Here is a 20,668-nt window from a genome sequence, read left to right as displayed (position 1 = left end):
ACAGGATCTGTCGATTCATGCAGCCTGTCGCGGCTGAAGCCGCTCCTACAGGGGGACCCGCTGGCGGACGCGGCGGCGCGCTCAGCCCTTGTCCGGCTTGAGCAGTTCCAGCACCGCTTCGCGGCGCCGCGCCGGCAGGTTGCGGTAGCGGGTCAGCAGCGCCTGTTCGTGCGTGTCGTGCGCCTGCAGCGCGTAATCGGCCGGCAGGTCGTGCAGGCGCGCGCCGCCCTGGCCGCAGATCAGTTCGTCCAGCGAGCGCTTGAGCACGCCGCGCAGGTTCGGCAACAGGCGGAAGCTCGGGGTCTCGCGATTGTTCTCCCACGCCGACACCGACGACTTGGTCACGCCCAGCGCGAAACCCAGTTGCTCCTGGGTGAGCCCGGCGGCTTTCCTGGCTTCGCGCAAACGGTCGCCGAAGCTTTTCATCGCGGTGGGCCTTGCAGTTACGGGGCCTACCAAGATATGGAGCATCCGTAACCTTGTCGTACAGCCATGCTTGACTCTAGATGTTCGGAGATTCGATACTTTGGCGGTGCGGGCCGCGCTGACGCGTGAGGGCGCGCACAGCGGACACGGACGACCGAGGAGTGCATGGTATTTCGCCTAGTTTCCATTGCCGTTGCAGCGACGGCGCAGCGGCGCCCCGCGGCGTTCTTTCCCCGGGCAGGCCAGGCCGCGGCGAGCGAGCGGCGTGTGGCCGCCGCCGCGGCGGAGGGTGGGGCATGGCCACCTACGAAGTGAAGCTGCGGCGCGTGGCGCACCTGGAGCCGGCACTGTACGTCCTGGTCCACGCCGCCAACGCGTATCTGGCCGCGCGCGCGGCCGAGCGCCACAACCCGGGCTATCGGGCGTACATGGTCGCGGTGTGGGTGGACGGCGTGCGCGTGGACATCGGCGCGTTCCGCCCGCCGTATCGCTGAGCGCGCGGCGGCTGCGCAGTTGCGTGCGGGGCGGCGCCGTGCGGCGGCCGTGACCCGGCGACGTACGTTGCCGCGCTACGGGCGCGGAATCCTGCTTGGTTTGTTCGCCGCTGCCGATTGCGGTGGGCATCGCCTGCGCCGCAGGCAACAAAAAACCCGCCGAAGCGGGTTTTTCTTTACAACGCTTGCCGTATCGATGGTGCCCAGGAGAGGACTCGAACCTCCACGAAGTTGCCCCCGCTAGCACCTGAAGCTAGTGCGTCTACCAATTCCGCCACCTGGGCGATACAGGCGCGGAATTCTGCTGGCAGTGCCGGGGACTGTCAAGCAGGTTCTTGCAGGTCCGGCGCGGCGGCCACGCGACAGTGGCTGTAGTGCGCCGCATCGCTGCTGCAACTGGCCCACGCATGCCGGACGATCGGCGGCATGACGCTCCGGTCGCGACACCGCGACTTGGGTGGGGAACGCCGGCCGCATCGGCAACCGCCGAGGCGCCGTGCGGCATCGACGCGTCAGCGGCTGACGTCGTGGAAGGGGCGTCAGCGCAGACGCGCCATTTCCGATGAAGCCTGGGGGCGCGGGTCCCTCCAGCAGAAACATCCATGCAGGCCTGCACGGAGTCGTGCGCCGACCGCGACGCTGCGCGAACCATCGCGGCACGGCAGCAAACGGCAGGCAAAAAAAATCCCGCCGGAGCGGGTTTTTCTTTGCTGCTGTATCGAATGGTGCCCAGGAGAGGACTCGAACCTCCACGAAGTTGCCCCCGCTAGCACCTGAAGCTAGTGCGTCTACCAATTCCGCCACCTGGGCGATACAGGCCGAGAATTTTGTCGGTTGCGCGTGTCGCTGTCAAGCGTCGTTTTGCACGCGCGCTTCGGCGGTACGTGCGCCGTGCCTGCGGCGCACGTACCGCCTGCCGGCGCATCAGCTGGCGGTGAAGCGCAGGCCCTGGTTGATCGCGCAGCGGTAGCCGAGCGTGGCGCCGTTCTGCTGGTAGCCGGGCAGGGCGAACACGGCCATGCTGAAGTCGATGCGGCTGTCCGGGTGCACCTGGTAGCGCAGGAACTGCTGGATCGGCTTGCCGTCGCGGCCCACGGTGAGGTGCTCGTCGGCGAAGGACAGGGTGCCGTCTTCGATCACCCGGTATGCGCCGATGCGCAGGCCGCCGCGGGTCTGGGTCGGGGTGGCGCCGCCGGCACTGGGCGTGCACTGGCTCAGGTCGATCGCGACCGCGACCGAGGCGCCGCTCTGCAGCGAGCGTTCGATCTCGGCGAGCGAATCGAGCCGCGTGGCGGCACCGGCGGGGTGGGCGAAGGCGAGCAGCGAGGCGGCGAGCAGCGACAGGGGCAGGGACTTCATGCGGAGCTCCGGAGCATGGGGGAGGGGCGGTTCGCCGCACGCACGCTAGCCCTTTGCGCTGCGCGGTCAACCGACAAAATCGCGTTCTCCCGGCTGCGTCACAGCGCTTGTTCGAAGCAGGTCCGCTCGCCCCGGCGCGGGTTTCGCGTCGTGTCCGGATCCGCACGAAAGATGCGGTTTTCTGCCGAATGCGCCGTGCTCGCGCATGCCGATGTCGCCCGGACGTTGCCGCCTGCGATCCGGCGCCGCGCTGCGTTGTGGGCGGCGCCGTCGCATGCCGCAGGCGGATGCGCGTCGCCTGGCGCGTCGGGCGATCGAGCCGGGGGATTCCGGAATGCGCATTGGGTCTGGCGGTGGCGCGCGTCGCCGGACCGCGCGTCGCGCGCCGGCATTGACAAGGGCGCGCGCTGCCCGCAGAATTCGTGGCCTCCATCGCCCAGATGGCGGAATTGGTAGACGCACTAGCTTCAGGTGCTAGCGGGGGCAACTTCGTGGAGGTTCGAGTCCTCTTCTGGGCACCACATGCAACACGCGGGAGCGCTGAACTCCCGCAACGACCGGCCCGCTGACGCGGGCCTCGTCGTTTCTGGGCCGCTCTGCCGCCGGGTCTGGTCGCCGGTTTGCCTGCGTTGACGACCCAGCGAGTACCATGGGTGGATGACCAATAGAAAAACCAAGTCCGGCAAGCCCGGCAAATCCGCATCCCACGACACGCCCGCCAGCAAGGCCGGCGCCCCGGCGGCTCCGCCGCCGCCGAAGAAATCCAAGATGCCGTCGTGGATGCCCAGCCTCCCCAGTTTCCTGCGGCGTAGCCCCAAGCCGCCGTTGCAGCCGCTGCATCCGCCCGAGCCCGTGTCCGCACCGTCCTCGCGCAAGAAGCCGGCCGCCGCGGTGGCCGATCCGTTCGCCGCCCGCGAGGCCGAGCGCTATGCCGAGCCGATCGCCAGCCGCGAGGCGATCCTGCAGTTGCTGGACCGCTGCGACGGCCCGCAGACGCTCGAGGAACTGGCCGGGCAGCTCGGCCTGACCGAACCGTCGCGCATGGAGGCGTTGAGCAAGCGCCTGGGCGCGATGCTGCGCGAGGCGCAGCTGGTGCAGAACCGCCGCGGCGGCTACGCGCCGGTGCAGCAGACCAACCTGATCCCCGGCGTGGTGATCGCCAATCCCGACGGCTTCGGTTTCCTGCGCCCGGACGAAGGCGGCGACGACCTGTTCCTGCCGCCCTACGAGATGCGCAAGGTGCTGCACGGCGACCGCGCGCTGGCCAACGTCACCGGCATCGACCGCCGCGGCCGCCGCGAAGGCAGCATCGCGCGAGTGCTCGAGCGCGGCCTGAGCCGGCTGATCGGCCGCTTCAGCATGGAGGGCGGCATCGCCTACGTGGTGCCGGACGACAAGCGCATCCAGCGCAACATCCAGATCCCGACCGATGCGATGGGCGAGGCCCGCGACGGCCAGCTGGTGGTGTGCGAACTCACCTCCACCCCGGACGGGCGGCGCCCGCCGATCGGCAAGATCATCGCGGTGCTCGGCGACAAGCTGACCCCGTCGCTGGTGGTGGAAACCGCGATCCACGGCCGCGAGCTGCCGTACGAATTCCCGCAGGCAGTGCTCGACGAAGCCGCGGCAGTGCCGATGACGGTGGAGCCGGCCGCGATCAAGGGCCGCGTGGACCTGCGGCAGACGCCGCTGGTGACCATCGACGGCGCCGACGCCAAGGACTTCGACGACGCGGTGTTCTGCGAACCGAACACCGAAGGCTTCCGCCTGGTGGTCGCCATCGCCGACGTGTCGCACTACGTGCGTCCGGGCACGCCGCTGGACGTGGAGGCGGTCCGCCGCGCGACCTCGGTGTATTTCCCCGGCTTCGTGGTGCCGATGCTGCCGGAGACGCTGTCCAACGGCATCTGCTCGCTCAATCCCAAGGTCGACCGCATGTGCTTCGTCTGCGACATGCAGATCGACCGCCAGGGCGAGGTGGCCGGCGCGCGCTTCTACGAGGCGGTGATGAATTCGCATGCGCGGCTCACCTACGACCAGGTGTGGCAGGCGGTGGGCGAGAAAGACGAGCAGGTGCGCAAGGACGTGGCCGCGGTGCTGCCGCAGATCGAGCGGCTGTACCAGCTGTTCCACGTGCTGGCCAAGGCGCGTTCGCGCCGCGGCGCGATCGAGTTCGAGACCTCGGAAGTGCGCTTCGTGCTCGACAACACCGGCGAGGTGACCCAGGCCGGCATGCTGGTGCGCAACGACGCGCACAAGCTGATCGAGGAATGCATGATCGCCGCCAACGTGGCCGCGGCGCGGCACCTGCTGGAGGCGCGCATCCCCGCGCCGTACCGCGTGCACGAGCGGCCGCCGGAGTCCAAGTACGCCGACCTGCTCGAGTTCCTCAAGGAATTCAAGCTGAGCCTGCCGCCATGGAGCAAGGTGGTGCCGGGCGATTACACCAAGCTGCTGAAGAAGGTGCGCGAGCGCCCCGACGCGGCCTTGCTGGAGTCGGTGCTGCTGCGCAGCCAGAGCATGGCGGTGTACTCGCCGGACAACGCCGGCCACTTCGGCCTGGCGCTGGAGGCGTACGCGCACTTCACCTCGCCGATCCGCCGTTATCCCGACCTGCTGGTGCACCGCGCGATCAAGTACGCGCTGACCCGCGGCGCGCCGGACAAGTACCTGTATTCGCCGCGCGAGATGGCGGCGCTGGCGCTGCAGTGCTCCGAGCGCGAGCGCCGTGCCGACGAGGCCGAGCGCGAGGTCGACGAGCGCTACCGCGCGGCGTGGATGGAGAAGCACGTCGGCGGCCAGTTCGACGGCGTGGTCAGCGGCGTCACCAGCTTCGGCCTGTTCGTGGAACTGGACCAGTCCAAGGTCAACGGCCTGATCCACGTGACCCAGTTGCCGCAGGACTATTACCAGTTCGACGCGGTGCGCAAGACCCTGTCCGGCGAACGCCGCGGCATGCAGTTCCGCCTCGGCGACCGGGTCCGCATCCTGGTGCTCAAGGCCAGCATGGAAGAGCGCAAGATCGATTTCCGCCTGGTCGTGGAAGGCGAGCCGATGACCGACATGCCGCCGCCGCCGGAACGTGGGCAGCAGCAGCCGGCCAAGCGCAAGAAAAAGAAGTACTGACGGCGCGGCGTCGCGGCGGGCCGCTCGGCGCCCGCCGCGATCGCGCAAGTGGCGCGCGGCGGGCACACCGTTCGCGCGATGTGGTTCATGGTTGCGAACAGCAATGCATCTGAATCTACTCGTCCTGCAGGAAAGCGACGCGGCCGTTCTCCCGGAGGGCATCTGTATTCGTCGGTTGAGCCATCACATCACGCAGATGTTCATGGCGCTGCTGCCGACGGCGGAGATCAACGGCTCCAGCAAGATCGTGGTGTCACTGGGCCCGCGCGGCGAAGAAGATGCGTTCGATAACGTGTTGGGCGTGACCCAAGTGTTTGTCGAAGACTTTGATTTCGAACATTTTTTGTCGCTGGGCCGGCCGGGCCAGGACATCAGGCTCTTGGAAGCACTGCGTGGCGCGCTGCTTGCAATTGCCACAAGCCGTGGCGGCAACGACGTGCTCGTCAAGCTCGTGGACTCCACCGCTGACGCGATCTTGAACGCTGGTTTGCAATTGCTGGTTCCGATCGGAAGGCTTGCAAAACGCAGTAAGGACGGCAAGCGGAACGTCACTGGTGTTCAAGCTGTTGAACTCCGACGTTGGCGAAGCCTGGTATTGCGAAGTCGCGCGCCAAGGAAGCGCAAAGGTCGAACGGATCTGGATGCACGAAGTACCGGGATTCATCGACAGGCGCGATCTGTTTAAATCTGCGGAACTCGGCGAAGGGACGTATCGGGTCAAGAGCCGCTTGGGCAAGGTGGCATTCGAAACGCAGCTCCACGATCGCGGCGGCGCAGAATAGGTCGCCCCTGCGGCGAGGAGACTTGTCCTGAGCAAGGTGCGCGCAGCCCACTGCCCGTATCGCGGTGTTCTGGTAAAACACGCTGGGCCGAACGGCTGCCAGGACCGCAACCAGGGAGCATGCATGAATCACGACCAGTACAGCGGCGGTTGCCAGTGCGGCGCGGTGCGCTTCCGGGTGCGCGGCCGGCTCGACGACGCCTCGATCTGCCATTGCCGGATGTGCCAGAAGGCATTCGGTGCCTATTACGCGCCGTTGGTCTCCACGCGCGGTGCGGACCTGGTGTGGACGCGTGGCGCGCTGAAGCATTTCCACTCTTCCAATCTGGTGCGGCGCGGTTTCTGCGCCGACTGCGGCACGCCGCTGACCTACGAAGCGCCGGACGGCATCGCGGTGGCCGCCGGTGCGTTCGACGACCCGGCGGCGCTGCCGCCGCGGATCCAGTACGGGCTGGAAGGCAAGCTGCCGTTCGTAGACGGCCTGCACCGGTTGCCGTCGATCCGCACCGAGGCCGATCTGGACGCGGCGCCGTTCCTGGCGCAGGTGGTGTCGCAGCAGCATCCGGACCACGACACCGAGCGTTGGCCGGACTGAGCGTGCCGTCGCAGGAGCGCGGACGCCGGTCCAGGGCCTGCCCGCCGCGGTTTCCGCCGAAGGCATGGGTGGCACGGGGCAGTGCCGCCGCGTCTGGGTTCGGGCGTGCCGCGGTGTCGTCGCGGTCGCGGCAGGCGGCTTCCGGTCTTGCCGGGCAAGCGGGAGGCCCGTGCGCGCCGGCTGCCCATCGCCGCGGCGCGGCTGCTGTGCCGCCGGGCCCTGTCGCCCTGCTGCGCAGGGCGCAGATGCCCGGTCGGCGCGGTCATGCGCCGCAGGCGATGTGACGTGGGCGCCGGCAACGCCTACCATTCCCGCTTTCCTTCCTCGCAGTCCCCGCCTCATGAGCAAGCAGAACCAGTGGATCGTCGGCGTCAACGCCGTGGCCTCGTCGATCGAGAACGATGCCGATAACGTGCGCGAAGTGCTGATCGAGGCGGGCAGCAAGAATCCGCGGCTGGTGGAGATCGAGGAGAACGCACGGCGCAAGGGCATCGAGGTGCGGCGGGTCAACACCCAGGCGCTGGACGGCGTCGGCGGCTCGGTGCGGCATCAGGGCGTGGCCGCACGCTATGCGGCGGCGCGTACCTGGGGCGAGAACGAACTGGAAGGCCTGGTCGCCGCCGCCGAGGGCCGCGCGCTGCTGCTGGTGCTCGACGGCGTGCAGGATCCGCACAACCTCGGCGCCTGCCTGCGCAGTGCGGCCGCGGCCGGTGCGACCGCCGTGGTGATCCCGAAGGACAAGTCGGCGCCGGTCAACGCCACCGTGCGCAAGACCTCGGCCGGCGCCGCCGACCGCATTCCGATCGTGGCGGTGACCAACCTGGCGCGCTGCCTGCGCGACCTGCAGAAGCAGGGCGTGTGGATCTACGGCCTGGTCGGCGAGGCCGAGACCTCGCTGTACGCGCAGGACTTGCGCGGCAACGTGGCGCTGGTGCTGGGCGGCGAATCCGACGGCCTGCGCCGCTTGACCCGCGAGCACTGCGACGGCCTGGTCAAGATTCCGATGCCGGGCGACATCGAGAGCCTCAACGTGTCGGTGGCCACCGGCGTGACCCTGTTCGAGGCGGTGCGGCAGCGCATGGGGTGAGGCGCCGTCCACGCGCGTCGCGTCGTGGAGGGTTTTGCTGCACGCAACGCATGCGCCGGTCTGGTGCATTCGTAGGAGGGGCTTCAGCTCCGACCTGACCAAAGTCGTTCGACTCACCACTTCGCTCGTCGCGACTGAAGTCGCTCCCACAGTGGGCGCCGCATGCTTGGCCGGATGCGCTTTGGAGGGGCTTCGGTATCCGAAGGCCGAAGGCCCGCCACGCTGCCTGTCGCGGCTGAAGCCGCTCCTACAGGAGTTTGTGCGGGGACGGCGGAGGTGCCGGCTGGGTGCACTGTAGGAGGAGCTTCAGCCCCGACTGCATGATGGCGGAAGGTCGGGGCTGCGTCCGGCGGATGACACAAGGCCACTCGAAGCCGTTCCTGGAGGGATTGCGGCGAGCCGGCTGGGTGCACTGTAGGAGGGGCTTCAGCCCCGACCGGGCCCGTGCGGGCCGACCTTCGGTCTGGCCCATGGTCCCCCAAGCCGCCTGGAGCCGTTCGCGGCGATGTTCCGCTTCAGCGCTGGTCGATTGCTGCGCTCGTCGCCGCCACGGCCGTTGCCGACGTTGCACCTTCATCCGATGGCGTCGCACCGCTGCCGCCCAGTGCCTGGTACAGGGTGACGTCGTTGTTGAGCTGGTCGAGCCTGGCCTGGGCCAGGGTCAGTTCCGCGCTGCGCCGGGTCTGCTGCGCGTCCAGCCAGGTGCGCAGGTCGGTGGCGCCGCTGCGGTAGCGCACTTCGTACATGCGCTCCACGTCGCGCGCGGCGTCGAAGGACTTCTGCGCCGAGGCCACCTGCGTTTCCAACTGGGTGCGCGCCGACAAGGCGTTGTCGACGTCGCCCAGGGCGGTGTACAGCGTGGTGCGGAAGGTGCTGGCGGCGATCTCGTAGCTGGTGCCGGTGATGCGGGTATTGAGCTGGGCCTGGTGCAGGTTGAGGAACGGCAGGGTCAGTCCGGCGCCGAGCGTGGCCAGCGGATTCTTCAGCACGTTCGCCAGCGTGGCGCTGCTGCCGTCGAGCGAGCCGGTCAGGCTCAGGGTCGGGTAATAGCTGGTCGCGGTGACCTTGATGTCGGCCAGTGCGCTGCGCAGCCGCAGTTCGGCCGCGCGCAGGTCCGGGCGGCGCGCCAGCAGTTGCGCCGGCAGGCCCGGCGCCAGCGGCGGGCGCGCGAACGCGTCCAGATTCTGCGGTTCCTCGGCCTGCGGCCAGGGCTGTCCGTCCAGCAGCACGGTCAGCTTGTTGCGGGCTTCCACGCGCTCTTGCAGCAGTTTGCTCTGCTCGGTGCGCTGGCTTTCCAGGTTCTGCTCGGCCTCGCGCACTTCCAGCCGCGACACGTCGCCAGCCTGGAACTGCACCTGCACCAGTTGCAGGGTCTTGGCCAGGCGCGCGAGATTCTCCTCGCCGGCGGCGATGCTCTGGTTGAGATAGCCCAGTTGCCAGTATTGGTCGCAGACCTCGCCGACCAGGGCCAGCGCGGTGTTCTCGCGGTCCTCGTCGGTGGCCTCGGCTTCCCAGCGGTCGGCGTCGCGCTGCGCGCGCAGCTTGCCCCACAGGTCGATCTCCCAGCTCAGCGACACGCTGGCGGCATTGCTGCGGGAGACGTCGTCGTGATGGTCGGTGGCGCGGCTGCCGGAGGCACTGACGCTGCCGCTGGCGCTGGGCCATAGCTCGGTCTCGCTCAAGCCTGCCTGCAGTCGCGCCTTGCGCAAGCGCAGCCCGGCCGTGGCCAGGTCGGCGTTGACCGCCAGTGCGCGTGCGACCAACCGGTCCAGGCGCGGATCGCCGAAGCCCTGCCACCAGGCGTCGGCGGCGATGTCGTGGGCGGGGTAGGTGGCCTGCAGCGCCAGCGGCTGGCGCGCGTCGCCCGCCGTGTCGCCACCGGCGGCGTACTGCTGCGGCACGGCGATCGGCGCGGCGCGGTACTGGCCGGTGCTGACGCAGCCGGACAGCGTGGCGAGCAGGGCCAGCGGCAACAGCGCCGGGCGTAACGAGGAGAGCATGTTCATTCGCGGGCCAAGGCCTCCACTGGATCGAGTTGCGCGGCGTTGCGCGCGGGCAGGAAGCCGAACACCACGCCGATCAGGCTGGAGCAGGCGAAGGCGGCGACGATCGAGCCGGTCGAGAAGATCATGCTGAAGCTGCCGCCGGCCGCGGCGAACACCCGGCCCAGCGCCAGCGCCAGGCCGACCCCGAGCAGGCCGCCGAGCAGGCATACCAGCACCGCCTCGATCAGGAACTGCTGCATGATGTCGCTCTGCCGCGCGCCGACCGCCATGCGCACGCCGATCTCGCGGGTGCGCTCGGTCACCGACACCAGCATGATGTTCATCACCCCGATGCCGCCAACCACCAGCGCGATGGCGGCGATCGCGCCGATCATCAGGGTCAGCGTCTGCGTGGTCTTCTCGATGGTCTCGCGGATCTCGGCGCTGTTGCTGAGAAAGAAATCCTCGCTGCCGTGGCGCAGCTTCAGCAGCCGCGTCACCGCCTGTTCGGCCGCGTCCATCGGCGTGGCGTCGGACACGCGCACGGTGATGCTGGACACGTAGCTCTGCCCGAGCATGCGCGACATCGCGGTGGTGTAGGGCACCCAGACGCTCAGCGTGGAACTGCTGCCGAAGCCGGTGGTCTGCTTCTGCGCCACGCCGACCACGCGCACCGGCACGTTGCCGAGCAGGATCACCTGGCCGATCGGGCTGCGCGGCGATTTGCCGAAGAACTGCGCGCGGGTGTTCTGGTCGATCACCGCCACCTGTTCGATGCCCGACACCGCCTCGGCGCCGAAGAACGCGCCCTCGGCCAGCTTCAGTCCCTTGACCCGGAAATACTGCTCGCCGACGCCGCTGACCTGGGCGGTGGCCGACTGGTTGCCGTAGCGCGCGGTGACCGAGGTGGAGACGTTGGGCGTGGCGCTGTCCACATAGCTCTGCTGCGCCAGCGCGGTGGCGTCGCGCGCCTTGAGCGTCTGCACCCGGCCCGAGCGCATGTCGCCGAAGCCGCTGCCCGGATAGACCTCGATGGTGTTGGTGCCGAGCGCGGAGATGTTGGACAGGATCTGCTGCTGCGAACCGTTGCCCAGCGCCACCACCGAGACCACCGAGGCGATGCCGATGATGATCCCGAGCATGGTCAGGAAGGTGCGCAGGCGGTGCGCGTTCATCGCCAGCAGCGCCATCCGGAACGCTTCGGTGAACCGGTCGCGCAGCGCCTGGAAGCGGCTGCCGCCGGCCGCGGCCGGCTCTAGGCGGCGCGCGGCGCGGCGCGCGTCGATCGCCGGGTTGGCGCGGTCGGCGATGATCGCGCCGTCGCGGATCTCGATGATGCGCTGCGCGTGCTGCGCCACCGACATGTCGTGGGTGACGATGATGATGGTGTGGCCTTCGGCATGCAGCTCGCCGAGGATCGCCATCACTTCCTCGCCCGAACGTGTGTCCAGCGCGCCGGTGGGTTCGTCGGCCAGGATCACCTGGCCGCCGTTCATCAGCGCGCGCGCGATCGAGACGCGCTGCTGCTGGCCGCCGGAGAGCTTGCCCGGGGTATGCCCGGCGCGGTCGCTGAGCCCGAGCCGGCGCAGCAGCTCGGCCGAGCGCGCGCTGCGCGCCGCCGCAGGCATGCCGGCATACACCGCGGGCACTTCGATGTTGCCGCTGGCGTCGAGGTCGCCGAGCAGGTGGTAGCGCTGGAAGATGAAGCCGAAGTGCTCGCGGCGCAGCTGCGCCAGCTCGTCCGGCTGCATCGCGCCGGTGGCGCGGCCGGCCACGCGGTAGCTGCCGGCGGTGGGCCGGTCCAGGCAGCCAAGGATGTTCATCAGGGTGGACTTGCCGGAACCGGACTGGCCGACGATGGCCACCATCTCGCCGGCGGCGATATCCAGGTTGACGTCGCGCAGGACCACCAGGGTCTCGTCGCCGGCGGGGAATTCGCGGCGCAGGTCGCGCAGCTGCAGCAGTGCTTCGCTCATGGCCGGCGCCTCACATGCCCATCGGCGGCGGACCGCCGCCGGGACCGCCGCGGCGCTGGCTGTTCTTCTCGCTCGCGGCCTGCTTGGTCGCGGCGGTGGCCTCGCCGACCACCACCTGCTCGCCCTCGCGCAGGCCGCTCTTCACTTCGGCCTGCGCGTTGTTGTTGAGGCCGATGCGCACGGTGCGCGGCTGCGGGCGTCCGTCGGCGCCGACCACCTGCACCGTGTAGCGGCCGTCGCCGCGCTTGTCGCCCAGCGCCGCCGAGGGAATGCTCAGTACCTTGCTGGCCTTGCCGAGCACGATGCTGACCTGCGCGGTCATGTAGGTGCGCAGTTCGCGGCTGGCATTGTCCACGTCGAACAGGCCGTAGTAGTAGATCGCCGAACTGGAGGTGGAGGTGGACGAGGAGGACGTGGTCGTGGACGTGCTGTCCTCGCTGGTGACCGATTCGGGCGCCGGGGCGATGTCGCGCAGGGTGCTGGTATAGCGCTTGTCCGGATTGCCGAGGATGCTGAAGTACACCGGCTGGCCTTCCTTGGTCTTGACCACGTCGGCTTCGGAGATCTCCGCGTACACGGTCATGGTGTTGAGGTTGCCGAGCATGACGATGGTCGGCGTGCTCTGGTTGGCGTTGACCGTCTGCCCCTGCTTGGACACCACCGCGACCACGGTGCCGTCGATCGGCGCGGTGATCTTGGTGTAGCCCAGGGTGGTCTGCGCGCTGTCCACCGTGGTCTGCTGCTCGGCGATGGTGGCGTCGAGCGCGGCGATCTGCGCGCGGGTGCCTTCCAGCGTGGCGCGCGCGCTGTCGTAGTCGGCCTGCGAGGTGGCCTCGGCGGCCAGCATCTGTTGCTGGCGCTTGAACGCCAGTTCGTACTGGCGCAGGTTGGCGACCTGCACCTGGCGCGTGGCGCGCGCGTTCTGCAGCGCCGCCTGCGCGCTCTTGAGCGTGTTGAGCTGGGTGCGCGAATCGATCTCGGCGATCAGGTCGCCGGCCTTGACGTTGTCGCCGAGCTTGACCTTCAGCGACTCGATGCGGCCGGATGCCTGCGCGCCGACGCTGACCAGTTGCGAGGGCTTGATCGTGCCGGTGGCCTCGACGGTCTGCTCGATGTCGCCGCGCACTACCGGCGACGTGGCCAGGGTCGGTGCCGGCGGCGGCCGCAGCCACCAGGCCGCGATCGCGGCGAGCAGCAGCAGCGCAAGGATCAGCAGCACGATGCGGTTGCGTCGTGTCTTGGGAAGCGCGGATTTCACGGAGGCGGGACCTGTAGCCTGGCCGCGTGCTGCGGCGTCGACAGCAGCATGGCGGCCGCGCCCGCCCGGCCTCAACGCACGCTCTGTGTCGGCGTGTATCGGGTTCAGCGTGGCCCGTATCGAAGTGTTTCCGGCCAGGCTGGCGATACGCGGCGACACGCACCGGGCGTGCGCGCCGATCGGCTAGGATGGATCATCGCCGCATGAAGGAAGAACCGACCATGCATCGCCTGCTGGTGGTCGACGACGACGTCGACATCCGCACCCTCCTGGCCGAACAGCTGGGCCGCGCCGGCTATCAGGTCAGCATCGCCAGCGATGGCGCGCAGATGCGCCAGGTACTGGAGCGCGAACACGTGGACCTGATCGTGCTCGACCTGAACCTGCCGCGCGAGGACGGGTTGACCCTGTGCCGCGACCTGCGCGCCAAGTCGAGCACGCCGGTGATCATGCTGACCGCGCGCAGCGAGCCGATCGACCGCGTGCTCGGCCTGGAGATGGGCGCCGACGACTACCTGGCCAAACCGTTCGAACCGCGCGAACTGCTGGCGCGGATCCGCAACGTGCTGCGCCGGACCGAGGCGCTGCCGGCCAACCTGGAGCCGCTGGCGATCCGCCGCGCGCGCTTCGGCGGCTGGCTGTTCGACCTGGAGCAACGCCACCTGGTCGATCCGGGCAGCAGGGTGGTGGTGCTGTCCGGTGCCGAATTCCGCCTGCTGCGGGTGTTCGTCGGCCATGCCAACAAGGTGCTGTCGCGCGAACAGCTGGTGGCGCTGAGCAGCGGCCGCCAGTACGAGGCGCAGGACCGCGCGATTGACCTGCAGATCAGCCGCCTGCGGCAGAAACTGGGCGACAGCGGCGGCGACGGCCTGATCAAGACCGTGCGCAACGAAGGCTATGTGCTGGCCGCGGCGGTGGCGCTGGAATGAAGCGGCTGCGCCGGTTCTTCGCCTCGATGGCCGGGCGCCTGTTCCTGATCCTGCTGCTGGGCATGGCCTGCGCGGCCAGCTTCGCCACGCTGCTGGCCAATGCCAAGCGCCGCCAGGAATTCGACCGGCAGAACATGGAGCGCGCCGCCGACCGGCTGCAGAGTTTCGTCGAACTGTTGCAGAGCGCCGGCCCGGAACTGCGCGCGCGGCTGCTGTCGCTGGGCGGGCCGGGCATCCGCATCCTGCCGGCCACGGCGCGCGGGCAGGCGCCGGACCCGGTCTTCGCCGCGGTGCTCGGCGCGCGCGGCGGCGCACTCGCGCCGGCGCAGGTGTCGCGCCTGGACATGCCCGCCTGCATGCCGCAGCGTCCGGAGTTCCTGCCGCCGCCGCAGCGCCGCGACTTCGACCGCCAGGACGCCTCGCTGGAACCGCCGACCTGCCGGCTGATCGCCTTGCGCCTGGACGACGGCACGCCGCTGCGGCTGGGCCTGCAGACCCAGCCGATCGCGCGGCAGACCGCGCTGGCGGTGGACCCGCTGTTCCTGTCGCTGTTGGCGCTGGCCATCGCGCTGCTGGCCTATGTGGTCGCGCGCATCGCCAGCACGCCGTTGCAGCGGCTGGCCGATGCCGCCGCCGACCTCGGCCAGGACCTGCAGCGCCCGCCGCTGCAGGTGCGCGGGCCGCTGGAAGTGCGCCGCGCCGCGCAGGCCTTCAATGCGATGCAGCAGCGCCTGCAGCGGCATCTGGGCGAACGCACGCAGATGCTGGCGGCGATCACCCACGACCTGCAGACCCCGTCCACGCGGCTGCGCTTGCGGCTGGAGAACGTGCAGGACGAAGCGCTGCGCGAGCGCCTGATCGGCGACCTGGCGGCGATGCAGGCGTTGATCCGCGAAGGCCTGGAACTGGCGCGCAGCGCCGAGACCGCCGAACAGCGCGCCGCCCTGGACCTGGATTCGCTGCTGCAGAGCGTGGTCGAGGACGCGGCCGAGGCCGGCGCCGACGCGGTCTTCGAACACGGCTGCGGCGCGGTGCTGCCGCTGCGCCCGCTGGCGATGCACCGGCTGTTCTCCAATCTGGTCGACAACGCGCTGAAATACGGCGGATCGGTGCGGGTGGCCGCCGAGCGCCATGCCGACGGGATGCTCGCCGTGTACGTGCGCGACCGCGGTCCGGGCATCGCCGAGGCCGAACTGGAGACCGTGTTCGCGCCGTTCGTACGCCTGGAGACGTCGCGCTCGCGCGAGACCGGCGGCGCCGGCCTGGGCCTGACCATCGCCCGTGCGCTGGCCGAGAAGGACGGCGCCACGCTGCGCCTGCGCAACCTGCCCGAAGGCGGCCTGGAAGCCTGCGTGCAATGGGCGGCGCCACTGCGCCGGAACTGAGCGCGGCACGCGCGTCCACCCGCGGCGGCGGATTTTTGCCTACCATGTGCGCTGTTCCCGTGTTCCGTTCCGGCAATGAGCCAGCATCGCCCCCGTCTCGCCGATCCTGGCCGGCCGCCGTGCCCCCGGGCATGGCGGCCGCTGCCTGGCAGCACCGGCCCGCAGGGCCGTGCTGGCGCCGGTCCGGCGCGGCGTCATGACGCGGCGGCGCCTGCCCGCCGACGCGCTGGTTCAGCCTGCGTCCGCGCAAGCCTCTTGCGACCCGCATGGGGAGCGATGGCACGCGCTGGCGCCCTCCGGGCCGGATCGATCCGGTGAGGGCGGCGGCGTCGGGGCATGCGGCGGCCGTCCGCCGCGCCGCGCATGCGTGGCTGCTGCTGGCGCTGTGCGCACTGTCGCTCGGAATGGGGCCGGCCGCGGCTGCCGACCCGGCCGCGGCCGGGCCGCCGCCGCTGCGCGACTACGCCGTGGATGCCTGGACCTCGCGCAACGGCCTGCCGCACAACTCGCTGCGCGACCTGGCGCAGACCCCGGACGGACGCCTGTGGTTCGCCACCTGGGAAGGCCTGGTGCGCTACAACGGCCTGGACTTCGCGGTGATCGATCGCAGCACCCGGCCCGGCCTGCCCGACAACGGCGTCGGTGCGCTGTACGTCGGCCGCGACGGCGCGCTGTGGCTCAGCGATTCGCGCGGCAACCTGGGCCGCTACGACCGCGCCGGCAACTGGCGCTTCTGGCTGCAGCCGCCGGGCTGGCCGCGCGCGCTGATCCACGCCATGACCGAAGACCGCCAGGGACGGCTATGGCTGCTGTTCGAAGGCAATGGCCTGGGCTGCCTGTGGCCGGACGGCCGCTTCGACTACCAGCCGGCGCCGCCGGACCTGCCGCTGGCCAACAGCTTCCCGCGGATGGCGGTGGACGACCGCGGCCGGGTCTGGATCGGCAGCCTCGACGGCCTGCTGTACCGCGACGCGCAGGGCGTGCTGCGGCGCGCGCCGGACGCCTTCGGGTTGCCGCCCGGCCTGGCCTGGCCGTACCGCGACGCCGCCGGCACGCTGTGGCTGGTCGCTGGCGAGAACGTGTACCGGCTGCAGGACGAGCGCGCCGTGCTGGTGCACCGCCTGCCGGGCTACGGCCACTTCACCGCGATGCTGCGCGACCGCGACGGCGCGCTGTGGCTGGGCACCGAGAACCAGGGCCTGCTGCGCATCGGCCGGCACGGCATCGAGCACATGGCGCCGGGCGAAGTGCTGCCCAACGGGCGCGTGGTGAGCCTGCTCGAAGACGCCGAGGGCAGCATCTGGATCGGTGCCAACGGCGGCCTGTTCCGGCTGCGCGAAACCCTGTTCACCAGCTACACGCGCCGCGACGGACTCAGCGGCGACTACGTGCGCGCGCTGCTGGAAGCGCCCGACGGCGCGCTGTGGATCGGCAGCGCCGCCGGCCTGGACCGGATGGCGGCGGACGGCAGCATCGCGCCGGCGGGCCTGCGCAACGCCGACGGCAGCGCGCCATCGGTGCTGAGCCTGGCGCGCGGCAGCGACGGCGACCTGTGGGTCGGCACCTACGCCGACGGCGTGTACCGGCTGCGCGACGGCCGCGTGCGCCGCCACTACGACAAGGGCGACGGCCTGCCCAGCGGCCACGTCCGCGCGATCAGCGTGGACCGCGCCGGCACGGTGTGGATCGGCACCCAGCGCGGCTTGGTGCGCATCGACGGCGAACAGGCGCGCGTGGCCGACGTGCCGGGCTTGCCGCAAGGCCTGATCACCGCGCTGGCGAGCATCGATGGCGCGCTGTGGATCGGCTCGGTCGAAGGCGCCTCGGTGCTGCGCGACGGCCGCGTGCAGCGGCTGCCGCTGGAGCCGCTGGGCGGCGCGCGCAGCGTGTTCGGCTTCCAGGCGCTGGGCCGCGACATGTGGATTTCCACCGACCGCGGCCTGCACCGCTATCGCGACGGCCGCCTGGCGCGGGTCGGGCTGGAGCAGGGCATGCCGGTGGACACCGTGTTCCAGCTGGTCCGCGACCGCCTCGGCAACGTCTGGATCAGCAGCAACCGTGGCGTGCTGCGGACTAGCGCCGACGCGCTGAACGCGGTCGCCGACGGCCGCGCCGGCAGACTGCAGGTGACCCGCTACAACGAGATCGACGGCATGGCCAATGCCCAGGGCAACGGCAGCTCCGGCCCATCGGAAATCGTGCGTGGCGACGGCAGCGTGTGGCTGGTCACCGCCGGCGGCATCAGCACGGTCGATCCGCGCCGGCTGCAGCGCTTCCGCGAACGCCTGCCGCCGCCAGCGGCGATCGAGAACGTGCTGCTGGATGGGCGGCCGTTCGCCTGGCGGCGCCAGTCGCGCCTGCCCGGCGCCACGCGCATCGCGGTGTCCTACGTCGGGCTCAGCTACCTGCTGCCCGAGCGCATCCGCTACCGCACCCGGCTCGACGGCCTGGACAAGGAGTGGGTGGAGCGCGGCCAGCAGCGCAGCGTCGAATTCATCGGCCTGCCGCCGGGCGACTACACCTTGCGCGTGGCCGCGGCGCATCCGGATGGCGCCTGGAGCACGCGCGAGGCGGTCTGGCATTTCAGCGTCGCCCCGCTGTGGTGGCAACGCGGCAGCGTGCAGGCCGCTGCCGCGCTGGCGCTGCTGTTCGCGCTGGTGGCGCTGTACCGCTACCTGATCGCCCGCTACAAGCGGCGCAATCTGCGCCTGGAGCGGCTGGTCAAGCAGCGCACCGGCGCCCTGCAACTGCAGACCGAGCGGCTGCTGCGCGCCGACGCCGACAAGAGTCAGCTGCTGGCCGAACTGCAGGACCAGGCCGACGCGTTCGAGCGCCAGGCCCACGAGGACGCATTGACCGCGCTGCCGAACCGCCGCCATTTCGACGAAGTGCTGCTGCGCGAGCTGCGCCGCGCGCAGCGCAGCGGCACTCCGCTGTGCCTGCTGGTGATCGACATCGACCGCTTCAAGCAGATCAACGACGGCTACTCGCACGCCACCGGCGATGCGGTGCTGCGCGAGGTTGGGCAACTGTTGCTGAGCGCCTGCCGCGGCTCCGACCTGCCGGCGCGGCTGGGCGGCGAGGAATTCGCGGTACTGCTCGGCGACACCCCGCTGGCCGACGCCGAGCGCATGGCCGCGCGCCTGCGCGACCTGTTCCACGCGCGCCTGCAGTGGGCCGACGCGCCATCGCTGCGGGTCACCTTCAGCGCCGGGCTGGTCGCGCTGAGTGGGGAGGAGACGCCGAGCCAGCTGCTGCAGCGCGCGGATGTGGCGTTGTATCGGGCGAAGAGCGGGGGGCGGGATCGGGTGTGTGTGGGGTAACCGCTTGGCGCGTGCAGTCGCGGCTTTTGATCTGAGGAACTGTCAGCGATGACTGCCAATGCTCTCAAGTGCAATATTTGAAAAAACAACGGCCAGATAAATCTCCAGTGCCATGATCGCCAGTGAGAACGCGATATCCGCTAAAGCGTAGATGCGGCCTTCTGCAGCCCATCGCGCGTACCGGTTCGCACGGTAGGAAGAGGAAAACAGATACGCCCACCCACGCCACAGCCATGGATCGAGTCCGCCAAGTTCTCCGATGAAATCAAGCATCGATCAATTATGGTTGGGTCTGAGAGTGGCCATGTCCATGGTCGCGCGAAGGCCAGGTATTCGAATCGGCAACATCAGAATTGTTTAGGTGATAGGGCCGGGCAGGCTGCCATCTTCTGAGTCGTTATTCCAAGCGATAAAGGGCGGCGGTAATCCTGTCGATTGAAAGTAATCAATGGCCTGCGTGATATGCGTCAGCGGGAGTGTCCACGACGCCGGATAGAGATCCAATTGGCCGTTGCCAAGGATGAACTCGATCATCGCATCCTCAGGGCCGGAATAGTCCGGGTTGCGTGAACTGAATCCAGCGTCTCCGGCTTCGCGCAGGTACATCAAACAACCGACGCGACCGTTTATGAGTGCGCAAAGCGACTGCCCGCCCGCGGCCTGGTACCAAAGCTCTTGATGTTGATCTTGAGACATTTTTTATCTGGCTCTCAGCCTACATCGAGCCGCGAGGCGGCTCTGCCCGAATGCACTCTTTCGTTATTCGCCCGCGCGGACTGCGGCAAGCAGGTCTGGGCTGGCGGCTACCCACAAGACGCTGTCATCCGCAAAGACGAGACGGCCATCCTTGTCGCGATTCAGGCTGACGATGAATTGGCCGTTGCGTGGCGGGTCGGAAGGCTGCTCCTGGACGACGAGGAACGTAATCTTGCCTTGTCCGACGCCCTTGAATCCCTCGATGACGGTGGCCATCACTTCGAACGTCTTGTATCCGACCCGCCCGGTCGTGAGGTCGCGAAATTCATTGACGGTACGAGTGCGATCAATGCGGACATGTGCAGTCACGGACGCGTGTTGCAGGAAGTAAAGGACGTTTTGGCGCAGGAAATCGTCCGCTTGCGCGCTGTCTGCCAAGAGCAGGGCGGCCATAATGATCGGTTGCCGGAACATTCCCATAGCCAGCTGATACCTGAGTTGAGAGCCGCAAGGCTAAGCGAGCTTGTTGAAGCGTTGGCCCTCTGGCCGACAATGCGGTGCGGCTGCGGTCGGTGCTGGACCCTCAGCCGATCTGCGGCGCCGGCCACGCATTGGCGATCTTGCAGAACAGGCGCGCGGTCTGCTCGGTGTCGTAGACCGCGCTGTGCGCGTCGGCGGCGTTCCAGTCGAAGCCGGCCGCCTGTACGGCGCGGGCCAGCACGGTCTGGCCGTAGGCGATGCCGGCCAGGGTCACGGTGTCGAACACGCTGAAGGGGTGGAACGGGTTGCGCTTGTGGCCGCAGCGGGCCACGGTGGCGTTGAGGAAGTTCAGGTCGAAGTGGGCGTTGTGGCCGACCAGGATCGCGCGCTGGCAGCCGTACTTCTTCACCGCCGCGCGTACCGGCGCGAACACGTGGTCCAGCGCCTCGCGCTCGGGCTTGGCGAAGCGGAACGGGTGGTCGAGGATGATGCCGGTGACTTCCAGCGACTTTGGGTCGATGGCGGTGCCGGGCGCCGGCACCACATGCGCGCTGGCGGTGGCGCCGGGGTACAGCTGGCCGGCGTCGTCCATCTCGATCGGAACCACGGCGATCTCCAGCAGCGCGTGCCGGTTCCAGTCGAAGCCGCCGGTCTCCACGTCCACCACCACCGGCAGATAGCCGCGGAAACGCCGCGACATCGGGGTGGCGGCAAGGGGTTGGGACGGGCTTTCGACGTGATCGTTCATGCGTGCAGGGTAGCAGAGCG

17 protein-coding genes and 3 tRNA genes are annotated in these 20,668 nt (G+C 69.4%); 9 read left to right on the top strand and 11 right to left on the bottom strand.

What is annotated here, in order from left to right:
- Positions 1–81: 81 nt before the first annotated feature.
- Positions 82–426 carry a helix-turn-helix domain-containing protein gene (locus H9658_RS12595; protein WP_179565821.1) on the bottom strand — a complete coding sequence of 115 codons (345 nt, stop codon included), beginning with the start codon at positions 424–426 and terminating at the stop codon, positions 82–84.
- A gap of 296 nt (positions 427–722) precedes the next feature.
- On the opposite strand from H9658_RS12595, the gene H9658_RS12590 reads away from it, so the two are divergent.
- Positions 723–920, top strand: a complete 198-nt coding sequence (locus H9658_RS12590) for a hypothetical protein (RefSeq protein ID WP_191825593.1) — start codon at positions 723–725, stop codon at positions 918–920.
- Between the two features lie 197 nt (positions 921–1,117).
- Here H9658_RS12590 and H9658_RS12585 read toward each other — a convergent pair.
- From H9658_RS12585 to H9658_RS12575, 3 genes are all read right to left on the bottom strand, one after another.
- A tRNA-Leu gene (locus H9658_RS12585) sits at positions 1,118–1,204 on the bottom strand.
- Between the two features lie 439 nt (positions 1,205–1,643).
- A tRNA-Leu gene (locus tag H9658_RS12580) sits at positions 1,644–1,730 on the bottom strand.
- 114 nt (positions 1,731–1,844) lie between these two features.
- The gene (locus tag H9658_RS12575; RefSeq protein ID WP_191825592.1) at positions 1,845–2,279 is read right to left on the bottom strand and encodes a VirK family protein; all 435 of its coding nucleotides are present in this window, start codon (positions 2,277–2,279) and stop codon (positions 1,845–1,847) included.
- A 434-nt stretch (positions 2,280–2,713) separates the two neighbouring features.
- On the opposite strand from H9658_RS12575, the gene H9658_RS12570 reads away from it, so the two are divergent.
- From H9658_RS12570 to rlmB, 5 genes are all read left to right on the top strand, one after another.
- Positions 2,714–2,800 (top strand) — tRNA-Leu (locus H9658_RS12570).
- A 136-nt stretch (positions 2,801–2,936) separates the two neighbouring features.
- Positions 2,937–5,405, top strand: coding sequence for a ribonuclease R (gene rnr, locus H9658_RS12565; protein WP_225209943.1), 2,469 nt, complete (start codon positions 2,937–2,939; stop codon positions 5,403–5,405).
- Positions 5,406–5,508: 103 nt separating this feature from the next.
- The gene (locus H9658_RS12560) at positions 5,509–6,090 is read left to right on the top strand and encodes a hypothetical protein (protein WP_225209942.1); all 582 of its coding nucleotides are present in this window, start codon (positions 5,509–5,511) and stop codon (positions 6,088–6,090) included.
- A 220-nt stretch (positions 6,091–6,310) separates the two neighbouring features.
- Complete coding sequence (locus tag H9658_RS12555) at positions 6,311–6,781, top strand: GFA family protein (protein WP_191825591.1); 471 nt, start codon at positions 6,311–6,313, stop codon at positions 6,779–6,781.
- Between the two features lie 340 nt (positions 6,782–7,121).
- Positions 7,122–7,868, top strand: coding sequence for a 23S rRNA (guanosine(2251)-2'-O)-methyltransferase RlmB (rlmB, locus tag H9658_RS12550; RefSeq protein WP_003467227.1), 747 nt, complete (start codon positions 7,122–7,124; stop codon positions 7,866–7,868).
- 515 nt (positions 7,869–8,383) lie between these two features.
- Here rlmB and H9658_RS12545 read toward each other — a convergent pair.
- The 3 genes from H9658_RS12545 to H9658_RS12535 are packed head-to-tail and all read right to left on the bottom strand — an operon-like array spanning position 8,384 to position 13,087.
- Positions 8,384–9,868 carry an efflux transporter outer membrane subunit gene (locus tag H9658_RS12545; protein ID WP_225209941.1) on the bottom strand — a complete coding sequence of 495 codons (1,485 nt, stop codon included), beginning with the start codon at positions 9,866–9,868 and terminating at the stop codon, positions 8,384–8,386.
- A gap of 2 nt (positions 9,869–9,870) precedes the next feature.
- On the bottom strand, positions 9,871–11,829 hold the full coding sequence (locus H9658_RS12540) for a MacB family efflux pump subunit (protein WP_191825589.1): 1,959 nt from the start codon (positions 11,827–11,829) through the stop codon (positions 9,871–9,873).
- 10 nt (positions 11,830–11,839) lie between these two features.
- A complete protein-coding gene (locus H9658_RS12535) occupies positions 11,840–13,087 on the bottom strand; it encodes an efflux RND transporter periplasmic adaptor subunit (RefSeq protein ID WP_191825588.1) in 1,248 nt (415 codons plus the stop codon).
- A gap of 203 nt (positions 13,088–13,290) precedes the next feature.
- Between H9658_RS12535 and H9658_RS12530 the strand changes: the two genes are divergently transcribed.
- The 3 genes from H9658_RS12530 (at position 13,291) to H9658_RS12520 (ending at position 18,724) form a co-directional block, all read left to right on the top strand.
- Positions 13,291–14,016, top strand: a complete 726-nt coding sequence (locus H9658_RS12530; RefSeq protein ID WP_191825587.1) for a response regulator — start codon at positions 13,291–13,293, stop codon at positions 14,014–14,016.
- Entirely contained in the window at positions 14,013–15,401 is a 1,389-nt protein-coding gene (locus tag H9658_RS12525; protein WP_191825586.1) for an ATP-binding protein, read from the top strand. Before H9658_RS12530 ends, H9658_RS12525 begins: the two co-directional genes overlap by 4 nt.
- A 404-nt stretch (positions 15,402–15,805) precedes the next feature.
- A complete protein-coding gene (locus H9658_RS12520) occupies positions 15,806–18,724 on the top strand; it encodes a ligand-binding sensor domain-containing diguanylate cyclase (RefSeq protein WP_191825759.1) in 2,919 nt (972 codons plus the stop codon).
- 42 nt (positions 18,725–18,766) lie between these two features.
- Here H9658_RS12520 and H9658_RS12515 read toward each other — a convergent pair whose 3' ends face one another.
- From H9658_RS12515 to rnt, 4 genes are all read right to left on the bottom strand, one after another.
- A complete protein-coding gene (locus tag H9658_RS12515) occupies positions 18,767–18,997 on the bottom strand; it encodes a hypothetical protein (RefSeq protein WP_191825585.1) in 231 nt (76 codons plus the stop codon).
- Positions 18,998–19,081: 84 nt separating this feature from the next.
- Complete coding sequence (locus H9658_RS12510; protein WP_191825584.1) at positions 19,082–19,420, bottom strand: Imm1 family immunity protein; 339 nt, start codon at positions 19,418–19,420, stop codon at positions 19,082–19,084.
- Positions 19,421–19,483: 63 nt separating this feature from the next.
- Positions 19,484–19,873 (bottom strand): hypothetical protein, encoded by a 390-nt coding sequence (locus tag H9658_RS12505; protein ID WP_191825583.1) that lies wholly within the window; start codon positions 19,871–19,873, stop codon positions 19,484–19,486.
- A gap of 130 nt (positions 19,874–20,003) precedes the next feature.
- A complete protein-coding gene (gene rnt / locus H9658_RS12500; protein ID WP_179565798.1) occupies positions 20,004–20,648 on the bottom strand; it encodes a ribonuclease T in 645 nt (214 codons plus the stop codon).
- Between the last annotated feature and the right edge of the window lie 20 nt (positions 20,649–20,668).

It is taken from the genome of Xanthomonas bonasiae, assembly GCF_014836395.1.
GTDB classification, from domain to species: Bacteria; Pseudomonadota; Gammaproteobacteria; order Xanthomonadales; family Xanthomonadaceae; genus Xanthomonas_A; species Xanthomonas_A bonasiae.
This window is presented reverse-complemented; position numbering and strand designations above follow the sequence as displayed.